At 50.6% G+C, this 13,423-nt stretch carries 11 protein-coding genes and 2 pseudogenes; 3 read left to right on the top strand and 10 right to left on the bottom strand.

The genetic code is table 11. The features are described 5' to 3' along the window. Positions 1-8: 8 nt before the first annotated feature. The 3 genes and pseudogenes from ACD630_RS05880 to ACD630_RS05870 form a co-directional block, all read right to left on the bottom strand. Positions 9-218, bottom strand: coding sequence for a hypothetical protein (locus ACD630_RS05880; protein ID WP_430358419.1), 210 nt, complete (start codon positions 216-218; stop codon positions 9-11). Next, a pseudogene (locus ACD630_RS05875) lies at positions 202-1,504 on the bottom strand (IS256 family transposase). Before ACD630_RS05875 ends, ACD630_RS05880 begins: the two are co-directional and overlap by 17 nt. A gap of 40 nt (positions 1,505-1,544) precedes the next feature. Next, positions 1,545-2,006, bottom strand: a complete 462-nt coding sequence (locus tag ACD630_RS05870; RefSeq protein WP_430358418.1) for an IS630 transposase-related protein — start codon at positions 2,004-2,006, stop codon at positions 1,545-1,547. 32 nt (positions 2,007-2,038) lie between these two features. On the opposite strand from ACD630_RS05870, the pseudogene ACD630_RS05865 reads away from it, so the two are divergent. The 3 genes and pseudogenes from ACD630_RS05865 to ACD630_RS05855 all read left to right on the top strand — a co-directional run. Next, positions 2,039-2,491 (top strand): annotated as a pseudogene (locus ACD630_RS05865) (LLM class flavin-dependent oxidoreductase); the annotation flags it as partial. Between the two features lie 42 nt (positions 2,492-2,533). Then, positions 2,534-3,313: a hypothetical protein gene (locus tag ACD630_RS05860; RefSeq protein ID WP_430358417.1), complete on the top strand. Its 780-nt coding sequence runs from the start codon at positions 2,534-2,536 to the stop codon at positions 3,311-3,313. Between the two features lie 81 nt (positions 3,314-3,394). After that, positions 3,395-3,943, top strand: a complete 549-nt coding sequence (locus ACD630_RS05855) for a hypothetical protein (RefSeq protein WP_430358416.1) — start codon at positions 3,395-3,397, stop codon at positions 3,941-3,943. 115 nt (positions 3,944-4,058) lie between these two features. Here the strand turns inward: ACD630_RS05855 and cptA are convergent, their stop codons facing one another. From cptA to rbfA, 7 genes are all read right to left on the bottom strand, one after another. Next, complete coding sequence (gene cptA / locus ACD630_RS05850; RefSeq protein ID WP_430358415.1) at positions 4,059-5,777, bottom strand: phosphoethanolamine transferase CptA; 1,719 nt, start codon at positions 5,775-5,777, stop codon at positions 4,059-4,061. Between the two features lie 317 nt (positions 5,778-6,094). Beyond that, positions 6,095-7,972, bottom strand: a complete 1,878-nt coding sequence (locus ACD630_RS05845) for a DEAD/DEAH family ATP-dependent RNA helicase (RefSeq protein ID WP_430358414.1) — start codon at positions 7,970-7,972, stop codon at positions 6,095-6,097. A gap of 176 nt (positions 7,973-8,148) precedes the next feature. Then, on the bottom strand, positions 8,149-9,033 hold the full coding sequence (nlpI, locus tag ACD630_RS05840; RefSeq protein ID WP_430358413.1) for a lipoprotein NlpI: 885 nt from the start codon (positions 9,031-9,033) through the stop codon (positions 8,149-8,151). A gap of 130 nt (positions 9,034-9,163) precedes the next feature. Then, on the bottom strand, positions 9,164-11,287 hold the full coding sequence (pnp, locus tag ACD630_RS05835; RefSeq protein WP_430358412.1) for a polyribonucleotide nucleotidyltransferase: 2,124 nt from the start codon (positions 11,285-11,287) through the stop codon (positions 9,164-9,166). Between the two features lie 300 nt (positions 11,288-11,587). Then, the gene (rpsO, locus tag ACD630_RS05830; protein WP_430358411.1) at positions 11,588-11,857 is read right to left on the bottom strand and encodes a 30S ribosomal protein S15; all 270 of its coding nucleotides are present in this window, start codon (positions 11,855-11,857) and stop codon (positions 11,588-11,590) included. Positions 11,858-11,990: 133 nt separating this feature from the next. After that, complete coding sequence (truB, locus tag ACD630_RS05825; protein ID WP_430358410.1) at positions 11,991-12,929, bottom strand: tRNA pseudouridine(55) synthase TruB; 939 nt, start codon at positions 12,927-12,929, stop codon at positions 11,991-11,993. Then, the gene (gene rbfA / locus ACD630_RS05820; protein WP_430358409.1) at positions 12,929-13,330 is read right to left on the bottom strand and encodes a 30S ribosome-binding factor RbfA; all 402 of its coding nucleotides are present in this window, start codon (positions 13,328-13,330) and stop codon (positions 12,929-12,931) included. The genes truB and rbfA overlap by 1 nt, the downstream gene beginning before the upstream one ends. Positions 13,331-13,423: the final 93 nt, after the last annotated feature.

Raw genomic sequence — 13,423 nt, 5'->3', positions numbered from 1 at the left:
TGTGTGACTCAGGAATAGAAAACATCGCTGTTAATATTGATATCAAATAATCCGATAGCAAACAGCGTTGTGCCTAATAAAGCGCCGATAACATTTGTTCTTCCCTTGGCTCCCCAGTTTTTCAGGCCAAAACACCGTTGACCTTTTGGGGAATAGCCGTGAGTCCGGAGCCTGTTTAAGATTTTGTGTAAATGCCTTTCCTCAGAAGTGACCGTCAAGGCGGTCACCTAACTCGATAATAAAGCGACTCATTGCCATACGCCAGTCCTGTAAGGGCATCGTCCATTTCTGTGATGCCGCCTGGATTGCCAGCCATACGACTTTCTTCACCGAGTCATCAGTCGGGAACACCTTGCGTTTCTTGATTGCATGCCGGAGCACGCTGTTCAGTGATTCTATGGCGTTCGTCGTGTAGATTACCTTGCGAAGTTCCTGCAGGTACGAGAAGAATGTCGACAGGTTGGCCCAGTTTGACTGCCAGCTCCGGCTTATCTGCGGATAGCGGTGATCCCATGTCCCACCGAACGTCTCCAGCGCCTGAAGCGCGGCCTCTTCGGTTGGAGCCTGATACACTGCTTTGAGGTCGCGTGTTACCGCCTTATAGTCCTTCCAGGCAACGAAGCGCAGACTGTTGCGCACCATGTGCACGATGCACAACTGGATGCGGGCTTCCGGGTAGACCGTGTTGATGGCATCCGGGAACCCTTTCAGGCCGTCCACACAGCCAATGAGGATGTCGGTCAGGCCACGGTTTTTCAGTTCTTTCAGCACGTTCAGCCAGAACTTTGCACCTTCATTTTCGGCCAGCCACATCCCCAGTAGCTCTTTCTGGCCTTCGATATTGATACCCAGCGCCAGGAACACAGACTTATTGATAACGCGGCTGTCCTGCCAGACTTTCAGAACGATACAGTCAAGGTAAACAATGGGATAAACCGCATCCAGGGGGCGATTTTGCCATTCAATAACCTGCTCCATAACGGCATCGGTGATCTTCGATACCAGGGCGGGTGAGACATCCGCGTCATACAGTTCTTTGAACGCAGCGGCAATTTCTCGGGTGATCATCCCTTTGGCATACAACGATAAAATCTGGTTATCCATCCCGGAGATCCGGGTCTTGTTCTTCTTCACCAGTTGCGGTTCAAAGGAACCATCACGATCAGGTGGTGTACGCAGTTCCAACGGACCATCGCCGGTGGTATAGCCAACAGACTTAAAAATGATTACAGCCAATGCCCTGATATGTGGCAAAAAAATACAGCTAATTGTTATCAAAATAATGTCGCTTGGCTATAACAGTCTTTGTGGAGTAGCCATTGCGCGTGTTAGTTCCAGATTTGGACTGGTGCTTCTCATGCCCGAGGTGATGGGTCATTTCAGCATTAAGGGCAGCTTCAACGCTGATCTTTTTCAGCATGTGATCAAACTGGTTGAGAGCGTCAGGGGTTTTGAGATTTTTGGCAAGCTCGTTAGCCAGAGCCTGTAACTGTTTTTCGTCCATAAAGTAACCTGCTTTTGATGTTGGATTGAACATATCAAAATCAGGCAATTACACAATCTCGTGTACAGGCTCTGAGTCCGTGGGGTATCGTGTGGAAAACCATTTTCATCAATAAAAACAATAGGTTTACCTTCTTTTTCATACTGTTGTTTTTTTGTTGAAATGCTTGCCAGGCGCTTTCGTCGGCTTTCGGATGACGTAGAGTTTTTTTATAGGTCAATCCCAGCTTTTTAAGAGCTTGCCAAATGGCCTTCTGACAAACGCCAAAACGCTCTGTACGTTCTTTTTGGTAAGCATCTGGATATTGTTCAACATTTTTTATCAACTCGGATTTATCGCTCTTTCGCTGACGCGTGGTCGATGCTTTTGACGCTATTTGATTAATCCAACGCGATACAGAGGCAGGGCCAATCCGAAATTGCTTCGCTGTTTCTCGGATACTCGACCCTTCTTCTTCCCGTGTAGATATCACTTTACGTCTAAAATCAATTGAATAGCTCATTTAAATAATGTAATCAAAATTAAGTCGTTTAGCTATACAGCGCGCAGTTAGCGGCAGCATTGGGATTACCGTTTGCCTTCGCCGCGCATTTCGCTCCGGATATGTTGCTTCAGGCAATGGCACTATACCGGGAGAAATTCAAACCCTCCAGCACGCTGAACAAGCCTTATGCCATGGTGTGCGTGAACGTGATTGCGGCTGAAAGTGAGCGCGATGCGCGTTTCTTGTTCACCTCGATACAACAGCAGTTTCTGAATTTGCGTCGTGGGCAACTTGGACCGCTGCCTGAGCCAGTGCAAGATATGGGTTCACTCTGGTCTCCAGCCGGACAGTTTGGTGTGGATCAAGCACTGCGTTTAGCGATCGTGGGTGACAACAGTAAAGTGCAACATGGCTTGCGTAGCTTGCTGCGAGAGACGAAAGTAGACGAAATCATGATCAATGGGCAGATCTTTGATCATCAAGCACGAAAAGACTCTATTTAGGGCATAGGTATCTACACATCTTTTGCAATATCTGCTATTACGTTGCTGCATGATCTCAACTTATCCATCGGCGGGATTGATGCCCGCCTTAACCGGCGTTATCAGCGTCTGCTTAAGCAACACATGACTCCCGCAGCACCATTGGCGTCAGCCGTTAAAGACCTTGCCTGCGCGCAGAAAATAACATTCGCCACTACTCAGGCCGTTTGGCGTTTTTTTAATAATGAACGTATTAGCTTCAGTCAGCTCAATGAACCGATTATTTCGCTGGCTCTCCGGCAGGTTGCACTTAGCCCGCATCCATACGCTCTCGTCGTTCACGACTGGTCTCATTTACAGTTTCGTACCCACAATGGGAAAGAAGAACGTTTGAAAATGACGCATGGTGGCGACGTCGGTTATGAACTACAAACCAGCCTACTGCTTGATGCTGCAAATGGTTTACCAATAGCGCCCCTGTCTCAAACTCTAACCGATAGGGCGGGTTGTCGTTCAACGCTAACCGAGGGCTTGTCTGAGAGTCTGACTCATATGGATGCTTTGACGGCTGATATCGCCCGCGTTGAGTCTCTTGATAGCGGGAAGAAGTTAGTTCATCTCATTGACCGTGAAGGTGACTCTATCGGGCATATGCGCACATTAAGCTCCCAGGGAATATGTTGGCTTATCCGGGGAAAGGAAGGGCATCGGGCCGAGTGGGGCGGTGACACCCGTAAAATTGGTGAAATTGCAGACGATCTGCCATTTATCGCAAACGGACAGGTTGGCTGGAAAGGGAAAAAAGCCAATATGGAGATCGGGGAAACATCCGTGATCATATAGCCAACCGACTTAAAAATGATTACAGCTAATGCCCTGATATGTGGCAAAAAATACAGATGATTGTTATCAAAATAATGTCGCTTGGCTATAACGCGAACAGCAAAAGCGAAGCGGAAAGACAAGAACACCGGACGGCGAGTGAAAGTTCAGCCAGGCGTAGCTCTGACACTCAGATTAGTTGTGGTTCGCCTTACCGATACTCACGGTAAATTTATCGGACGCTGGACGCTGCTCACAAACGTTAGCAACGAGATCACCAGCGCGGAAGTCGCTCGCTGGTATTACTGGCGCTGGGGTATTGAATCCTTTTTTAAGCTGCTGAAAGGTGCCGGTCATGATGTAGAAAAATGGCTTCAGCGCAGTGCTGGTGCACTGCTACGCAGGTTATTGATAGCTAGCATGGCATGTGTGCTGGTATGGCGGCTGCAACGCGCTGAAGGAGACGACAATGCGGCAGCCCGTCAGTTAATTTGCCGATTATCCGGACGACAACAAAAAAGAGGGCGTAAAGAAAACGCCCCAGCGCTGCTTGCCGGACTATCCATCCTGCTAAATACCTTGACGTTATTAGCAGACTATACCCTGGAAGAACTTGCCCACTTCGCTATGGTGGTTTTTAACCCTTTATGATGTGTAGATACCTATGGCTTTTAGGGCGGGGATCTCTAACAGAAGGAAAACGTTTAGCCTATCAGAGATTCCCGCCTACGCGGGAATGACGCCCCTAGGGGAATGGCAAGTGCCATCACCTGCTATCAGCCGTCATCGGCAAGCTGTCAAAGGTGCGCAGTGCCTTCTTACCGTAAGGATCGCCGATCAAACGTTTTGATTCTCGAAACGCAGGGCTGACTAGGCTTTTTTCCGGTTCCTGAAGATCGTAGCTGAGTCCTGCCAATGTTGACCAAGTATGCAGCAGATGCGCACTGCTGTATTTCCGGTTTACGTAAGGGGCATAGTCGATCGGGTGATCTTTCTGCCACTGTGGCGAATTCCAGAGAATGAATGGCACCGTGTACATGGTACGCGTCGGCACAGATTCATCGCGTCCGAGCACGTTGTGCGGCGGCGTCTCGTAAACATCTTCACCGTGATCCGAGAAGTAGAACAGGAAACCATTCGGCTGCGTTTTTTCAAAGGTGCGGATCAGCGTTTCGACCACATAATCGTTGTACAGCTCAGCATTGTCATAATCGTTGTAGACTTCAACATCGCTGTCACTCACGCCGTCAGGAATGCCTTCTCGCCCGACAAATTTCGTTGTTTCTTCCGGATAACGAAATTTGTATTTCATGTGAGTACCTAACAGGTGCACCACAATGAACTTCTTCTCAGCGGGATCGGCCAATACCTTTTCAAACGGCGCGAACACCACGTCATCATACTGACGCGCGCTTTGAGTGCGCTGATTGTTCATATAGAACTGTTCGTCTGTCTGCTGAGAGAACACTGTCAGCAAGGTATTTCGTTTGGTCATGGTCTGCTGATTGGTGATCCAGAACGTTTTGTATCCGGCCTGTTTCATCATGTTCATCAGCGAGGGTTTGGTCAGATAGAGATCCGGCTGCAACTCATCGGCAAACGTCAGCGCCTGCTGCAAGATTTCAATGGTGTACGGACGTGAGGTCACGACATCGTTGAACACCACCAGATTGGGATCGCTTTTACGCAACGCGTCTAGCCGCGGCGTGGTCTCACGACCATAGCCATATAGGCTCATGCGGCTACTGGTGGTTGACTCACCGATCACCAGCACCAGCGTGCGCGGCGTATCACCATTCGCGTCTTTCAGGTTTGCCAGCGGGGGCAATGCCGCATTCTGTTTAAGCATTTCTGTCATGCTTGCCAACTGCTGGCGGTACTCAACATAACCTGCAATATACTGCCACGGTGCGGTAGTGGACATACGGCTCGCCAGATAACCGCTGGCCTCTTCCAGTGTCTCTCCCTCGTTATGCATTTTTTTATAAAGAGGAACACCAAACAGCACTACGGCAATTAAGGTGCATACCGTCACTTTATATTTAAACGGCAGGTAAACTGGTCGCACTTTACGCCACAGGAACCCAACTATCACCGTATAAAAAATCAATATAGCCAAAACTTTCAGACTGAAATATTGACTTACATATTCACCAGCTTCTTTGCTATTAGACTCGAACATCACAAACATAACGCTTTGTGAAAACTCTTGTTTATATATCGAGTAATAACCCAAGGCGATCAAAGAGGTAGCCCATAACAGGATACCCAGTACGCTGCTAATGATTTTGGTTCTGGCAGGGAAAACAAAAACAGGGATCAGCCATAGCAAGCTGTAAAGTAACGAATCGCGTAATCCCGTGGTACCGCTATGACCGGTGAGAACAATGACAAGCTGGAGTGCACAGGAGAAAAACCAAAAATAGAGCAAAAGCCATCCGAGCGAACGCCAACTAAAGCGTTCCTTAACAAAGCGTTCAGACATAGTTAACTCCACACAACATTGTTATTTTTTATGCAGCGCCAAATGGCACTACTTTAATGAGGTCTATTTTTTAGTACCTCTCTTACGGCACCGCAATAACCACGCCGAAGAGTTGGACTATCCCTTTAAAACCTTAAAACAAAATTAAGTTCAGCCGGTGAGTCAAAAAAAACTGCCCACCATTATTGGCGGTCCGCTTTTTATACCAAAAAAAATACAAGGGTAAAAGTTATGTAAAGGGCTATTTTATTCTTAGAAGCGAAGTGTTGAACTTCGCCTCAAAGATAAGCCAATACACCGATTACCTAATGTGATTTTTATTGACCAATATCAGCAGGACGGCGGCGCGGAGCGCGTTGACCTTCACTGCGTTGACCATCACGGTTGAAATTACGGTCACGACGTTCACCCTGACCTTCACGACGAGCATCACCCTGCCCACCGAATGAACGACGGCCACCGTCACGACGATCGCTAGCGCCAGAACGCGGTGCGCCACGGCTGTCACTACGCTCACGACGCTCGAACGGCTGTGCATCACCGATCAGTTGCATGTTCATCGGCTTGTTCAAGATGCGCGTGCGGGTAAAATGCGTCAGCAGATCGCCCGGCATTCCCTTCGGCAATTCGATGGTAGAATGCGATGCGAACAGCTTGATGTTGCCGATGTAACGGCTGCTTATATCCCCTTCGATGGCAATGGCACCAACGATGTGGCGAACTTGAACACCATCATCACGACCCACTTCGATGCGATACAGCTGCATCTCACCCACATCACGACGCTGCGGACGATCGCCATCATAACCCGGGCGACGCTCGCCGAGGTCATTACGATCGCGGAATTCGCGGCGCGGACGCCGCTCGATCGCAGGTTCTGGCGGCAGGATCAGCGGACGCTCACCTTGCGCCATTTTCAACAATGCAGCCGCCAGCGTTTCAATATCCAGCTCTTCAGCCGGTTGCAGCTTAGTCAGCAACGCACGGTACATATCCAGATCGCTGCTTTCCAGTTGTGACTGCACTTTGGCGGCAAACTTCGCCAGACGGCGTTCGCCTAACAGTTCAACATTCGGCAAATCGACTTCAGGGATCGTCAGCTTCATGGTGCGTTCAACGTTGCGCAGCAGGCGACGTTCACGGTTTTCCACGAACAGTAATGCACGACCTGCACGACCGGCGCGGCCAGTACGGCCAATACGGTGCACGTAGGATTCGGCATCCATCGGAATATCGTAGTTCACCACCAGACTGATACGTTCCACATCCAGACCGCGTGCCGCAACGTCGGTGGCGATCAGAATATCCAGACGACCATCTTTCAAGCGCTCCAGCGTCTGCTCACGCAGAGCCTGATTCATGTCACCGTTCAGCGCCGCGCTGTTGTACCCGCTACGCTCCAAGGCTTCAGCCACTTCCAGCGTAGCGTTCTTGGTACGCACGAAAATAATAGCGGCGTCAAAGTCTTCCGCTTCCAGGAAACGCACCAGCGCTTCGTTCTTACGCATACCTTGCACAGTCCAGTAGCTCTGGCTGATATCTGGGCGCGTCGTCACGCTTGATTGAATGCGCACTTCCTGCGGATCTTTCATAAAGCGGCGCGTAATACGGCGAATCGCTTCCGGCATGGTTGCCGAGAACAGTGCCGTCTGGTGCTGAGCCGGGATCTGGGCCATGATGCTTTCGACATCGTCAATGAAGCCCATACGCAACATTTCGTCAGCTTCATCCAGTACCAGACCGCTCAGGTTGGAGAGATCCAGCGTACCGCGTTTCAGGTGATCCAGCAGACGTCCCGGTGTACCGACCACAATTTGTGCACCCTGGCGCAGCGCACGCAATTGAACGTCGTAGCGCTGGCCGCCGTAGAGCGCTACCACACTCACACCGTGCATGTGTTTAGAGAAATCATTACAGGCTTCAGCCACCTGCACCGCCAACTCACGGGTCGGTGCCAGCACCAGCATTTGCGGTGCTTTCAGTTCAGGCTTTATATTGTGCAGCAGCGGTAATGAAAACGCTGCTGTCTTGCCGCTACCGGTCTGGGCCATACCCAGCACGTCGCGGCCATTAAGCAAATGAGGAATACATTCTGCCTGGATGGGAGAGGGTTTCTCATACCCCAGATCCGACAGTGCATTCAAAATATGAGCGGACAGCCCCAAGTCAGCAAAAGAGGTTTCAAACTCTGCCATGTAAACGTGCCTCATAGTTAAATGGCGGCCAGTCTACACGTAATTTGTCGAGAAAATACTCAGTCATTTTCATTGAAAAGTGTGAACTGGCTCAAATTAGATTAAAAAACGAACAAAAAAGCCCTCGCCCGTTAAGGCGATGGAAACGATGGTTCCCGGCTGATTACGTTCGTCAGCTATTGCTGGTCCGATCCTGATAGGTCGTCTTGCTCTTGGCCTAACAATGCCAATTCCAACAATGCATAGCGGTGCTCAACAAAGTTATGTACGTTGTTGGCAACCGCCAGCTTGAACAGCGCCATGGCGTTGTTCTTGTCCCCCAGACTTAGGTAGTGCTTACCTAAATAGAAGTCAGTTTCACTGAGATGCTCAGCGAGCGAAGTGTTATCCGTTGCTTCTGCTTTCAGGCGCTCCATCAGCACAGCTTCACTGATGTTGCCTAGGTAGAATTCGACAATATTCCATCCCCAAGGACCTCTTTCTGCACTGTCATAACGCTTCTTCAGCGCGGCTTTGGCAGCATTGGGATCTATCTCCCGTTCAGCCAAATACAGCCATAACGTACGGAAAGGATCGTTCGGATCGTCTCGATAAAACGCCAGCAGATCATACTGCGCTAACAGGTAACGACCGCCATAATACAAGGCGATGCCCCGGTTCAAACGCGCATAATTGTAAGTTGGATCAAGCTCTAGTACAGAATCAAACGCCTCATAGGCAGCATCAAAATTGACTGCCTGCGTTAAATAAGTGCCGAGATAGTTAAACACTTCCGGCATATCCGGACGGATTGATAGCGCCTGTGAAAAATCATTACGCGCTAACGCTCTCAGTCCGAGACTATCATACAGCACTCCGCGCTCATATAATAGCTGTGCGCGTTCGTCATCGGTTAACGCCCGACTGGCAAGAATTTGTTCCATGCGCGCCAAAATGACTTCCTGCTGTAAAGCAGGCTGCACTGGAATTGCCAATACCGCGTTTTTACGCCAATCCGTGTTGCTGCATCCTGCCAGCATAAGTGCTGTCGCAACATAACACCAGCGTAAGAAAGGCTTCATTTCCCACTCCCGAAGACAAACATTGGATGAACATCCTGTCCCCGCACACTCAATGTAAGGCTATCCGTGCCTCACAAAATGCCCAACTCCCCGCCTGAGCGAGGAGTGGCAAAACAACACAAAACGGCTGTTATTCTTCCTCAGAAGGCGCTGTAGCAGCATCCTGAGACTGAGCAGTTGCTTCCTTGATACTCAAACGTACACGGCCCTGACGGTCAACTTCCAGTACTTTAACCGGAACTTCCTGACCCATTTGCAGGTAGTCAGTGACTTTCTCAACACGCTTGTCAGCGATTTGAGAAATGTGTACCAGACCTTCTTTTCCGCCGCCAACAGCAACGAACGCGCCGAAATCAACGATGCGCGTTACCTTACCTTGGTAGACACGACCTACTTCGATTTCTGCGGTGATCTCTTCGATACGACTAATGGCATGACGCGCTTTCTCACCGTCGGTTGCGGCAATTTTCACCGTACCGTCATCTTCGATCTCAATGGTGGTGCCCGTCTCTTCAGTCAACGCACGGATCACTGAACCACCTTTACCGATCACGTCCTTGATCTTGTCGACGTTAATCTTGATGGTGTGGATACGCGGTGCAAACTGAGAAATATCGCCACGCGGCGCGCCGATTGCCTGTTCCATCACGCCCAGAATGTGCAGACGCGCACCTTTGGCCTGATTCAGTGCAAGCTGCATGATTTCGCGGGTAATACCTTCAATTTTGATATCCATTTGCAGTGCAGTAACGCCTTCGCTGCTACCAGCCACTTTGAAGTCCATATCGCCCAAATGATCTTCGTCACCCAAGATATCGGACAGCACTACAAAGTTATCGCCTTCTTTCACCAGACCCATCGCGATACCCGCAACGGCGGCTTTGATCGGCACGCCTGCATCCATCAGCGCCAGAGAAGCACCACAGACGGAAGCCATGGAAGAAGAACCGTTGGATTCTGTGATTTCAGAAACCACACGCACCGTATACGGGAACTGAGCGGCAGTAGGCATTACAGCCAGCACACCACGTTTCGCCAGACGACCGTGACCAATTTCACGACGCTTCGGCGAGCCAACCATACCGGTTTCACCCACAGAGTACGGAGGGAAGTTGTAGTGCAGCAGGAAGCGATCGGTGGTTTCACCGGTCAATCCATCAATGTTCTGTGCATCACGCTCAGTACCCAGCGTTGCCGTTACCAGCGCCTGAGTTTCACCGCGGGTGAACAGCGCAGAACCGTGAGTTCTCGGCAGAACGCCAGTACGCACATCCAGCGCACGGATCATGTCTTTTTCACGGCCATCGATACGCGGTTCGCCACGCAGTACGCGGCTGCGCACTACATTTTTCTCGATGCTGCCCAAGATGTCCTGAATTTCATTGGCGTCCAGAGAATCATCAGCAGCCAGCAATTCAGCACTAACCTCAGATTTGATAACGTCGATCTGTGCGTAACGCTCTTGCTTCTCGGTGATACGATACGCATCGCCCAGACGCGTCTCAGACAGCGCTTTCACGCGATCCAGCAGTGCAACGTTAACAGCAGGTGCTTGCCAATCCCAACGCGGTTTACCGGCTTCTTTCACCAGTTCATTGATGTTGTCGATAACCACCTGTTGCTGCTCATGACCAAACACCACGGCACCCAACATTTGATCTTCACTCAGCAGATACGCTTCGGATTCCACCATCAGAACTGCGCCCTGCGTACCGGCAACCACCAGATCCAGACGGCTCTGTTTCAGTTCGTCGATGGTCGGGTTCAGCACAAACTGATCGTTGATGTAACCAACACGGGCAGCACCAATCGGTCCATTAAAAGGCAGACCAGACAGGCTCAGCGCCGCAGATGCACCGATCATTGCTACGATATCTGGGTTGATCTGCGGATTTACAGAAACCACCGTTGCGATAACCTGCACTTCATTGACAAATCCATCGGCAAACAGCGGACGGATTGGGCGGTCGATCAGACGAGAAATCAGGGTTTCGCCTTCGCTCGGACGGCCTTCACGACGGAAGAACCCACCAGGGAAGCGACCCGCAGCGTAGGTACGCTCTTGATAGTTAACGGTCAGCGGGAAAAAGTCCTGACCTGGTTTGGCATTTTTCGCCCCGACAACGGTCACGAAAACTGCGGTGTCATCCATGCTGACCATAACGGCAGCAGTGGCCTGACGTGCCATCATGCCCGTTTCGAGCGTAACGGTATTCTGACCGTATTGAAACTTACGTACGATAGGATTTAGCAAAATAATATCCTTTATTCAGGGTTTATCATTCTCGGGTTTACCAGATGCCAGCCGATGTCGTTGTGTTCGGCACAGCGTCTCCCCGTTGATTACAAACCATCTCACTACATCCTCGCGACTAATGACAACCTTCACGTCAGGCTGGAACCAGTCAAGAAAGAGACATAAAGTTTCTCATTAGCCGCGCGAACCTCTGTAGCGAACGGCGACGACAAAGTCGATAATACATTACTCTGTTTTGCAAGCACTTCCTAGAAGAAAGGGGCCCTATGAGGCCCCTTCCCACTGAAATTCGCCAGATTAGCGACGAAGACCCAGACGCTCGATCAGGGTAGCATAACGCGCTACATCTTTACGCTTCAGGTAGTCCAGCAGCTTACGGCGCTGAGAAACCATACGCAGCAGACCACGACGGCTGTGGTGATCCTTTTTGTGCTCGGAAAAGTGGCCTTGCAGATGGTTAATCTGCGCGGTCAATAGAGCAACCTGCACTTCGGTAGAACCACTGTCGTTAGTGCCACGACCGAATTCTGCGACGATTTTTGCTTTAGCTTCAACTCTTAGAGACATTGTAATACTCCAAAACAGTATAGATAAAAAACAGGTGCCGATCTCTAATTCAGCGACCTATGTAACCTATTAAAAATAGGCCGCACCATTCTACTCTCAGCCATGGCCGATCGCAAGGCAGACACGGTAAGCCTTATTCCGAGAATTCGACCACCAGACGCTTGGGTGCCACGCGTCCAGCATCATCGATAATCCCCATACCAATGAACGCATGGGCATCACCTTCGGTGATGCGCACCATCCCTTCAGCGGGGGCGTTAGCCGCCGCAACAGCCTGCCCGAGTTTAAGATAACCCGCCACAACTGGCGGCAGATTCACCTCAGGATAATTGCTGACCGGGCTGTCCATCGGCATCAGCAGCGGATCCAGCACCGCTTCAAGGGATTGCCCTTCCGCTTGCGCCAACAGGGCTTGCAGCTGATCCAATGTGACCATGTGCTCTGCCGGATAAGTGGCAACCTGCACGCGACGCAGATAAGTTACATGGGCACCACAGCCGAGCATTTCACCAAGATCGTCAATGATGGTACGAATGTAGGTGCCTTTGGAACAGTGAATTTCCAGCTCCAGCTCATCCCCATCGTGACGAATAAACAGCAGTTCATACACGGTAATATCGCGCGCTTCACGCGGGACAGTGATCCCCTGACGCGCATACTCATACAGCGGGCGGCCCTGATGTTTCAACGCGGAATACATCGATGGCACCTGCTGCGTGGTGCCACGAAAACGTTCCAGTGCCTCTGCCAACGCCTGCGCGGTAAACGTCACAGCACGCGTTTCCACCACATTGCCATCGGCATCAGAGGTGTCGGTACGCTGCCCCAGACGGGCAATCACCCGGTAACGTTTATCCGAATCCAGCAAATACTGAGAGAACTTGGTGGCTTCTCCTAGGCAGATCGGCAGCATTCCGGTAGCCAGCGGATCCAGCGCACCGGTGTGTCCGGCACGGTTAGCATTAAAAATGCGTTTTACCTTTTGCAGCACGTCATTGGATGACGCGCCTTGCGGTTTATCCAGCAATAATACGCCGTGGATATCACGGCCGCGACGACGAGGACGACTCATCAATCCTCCCGATCGTCGTCACCGTTGGCAGAACGCTTCTCGGCATCATTGCGCAAGACGTTGGTCACTAGGTTGGACATCCGCATCCCTTCCACCAACGAGTTGTCGTAGGCGAAAATCAGTTCCGGCACCACGCGCAAACGCATTGCCTTACCGAGCAATACACGAATAAAACCGGAGGCATCCTGCAATGCCTTGATGCCCGCTTTTACTTGCTCGGGTTCGTTATCGTTCAGAAACGTCACAAATACCTTGGCATACGCCAAATCGCGTGACAGATCGACACCAGAAACTGTCGCCATGCCAATACGCGGATCCTTCACTTCACGCTGAAGAATAATGGCGATTTCTTTCTGTATCTCTTGCGACACACGCTGAGTGCGACTGAATTCTCTAGCCATAATCGAGTCCTCAAGGAAAAATCAGGGGGCACTAGGCCCCCTATAAGTCAATACGACGTGCAAACGTTGCGCGTCTCGTCCTACCCTGACAGG

It is taken from the genome of Symbiopectobacterium sp. RP, assembly GCF_050472005.1.
In the GTDB taxonomy this organism is placed as follows: domain Bacteria; phylum Pseudomonadota; class Gammaproteobacteria; order Enterobacterales; family Enterobacteriaceae; genus Symbiopectobacterium.
Note: the sequence above shows the minus strand (reverse complement) of the source record. Positions and strands in the feature narration are given on the sequence as shown.

Bases quoted from the DNA above. Each gene is read 5' to 3' on its own strand.
- nlpI (WP_430358413.1), bottom strand. From the start codon at position 9,033: ATGAAGCCTTTCTTACGCTGGTGTTATGTTGCGACAGCACTTATGCTG.
- rbfA (WP_430358409.1), bottom strand. From the start codon at position 13,330: ATGGCTAGAGAATTCAGTCGCACTCAGCGTGTGTCGCAAGAGATACAG.
- rpsO (WP_430358411.1), bottom strand. From the start codon at position 11,857: ATGTCTCTAAGAGTTGAAGCTAAAGCAAAAATCGTCGCAGAATTCGGT.
- truB (WP_430358410.1), bottom strand. From the start codon at position 12,929: ATGAGTCGTCCTCGTCGTCGCGGCCGTGATATCCACGGCGTATTATTG.
- ACD630_RS05870 (WP_430358418.1), bottom strand. From the start codon at position 2,006: ATGAGCTATTCAATTGATTTTAGACGTAAAGTGATATCTACACGGGAA.
- ACD630_RS05845 (WP_430358414.1), bottom strand. From the start codon at position 7,972: ATGGCAGAGTTTGAAACCTCTTTTGCTGACTTGGGGCTGTCCGCTCAT.
- cptA (WP_430358415.1), bottom strand. From the start codon at position 5,777: ATGTCTGAACGCTTTGTTAAGGAACGCTTTAGTTGGCGTTCGCTCGGA.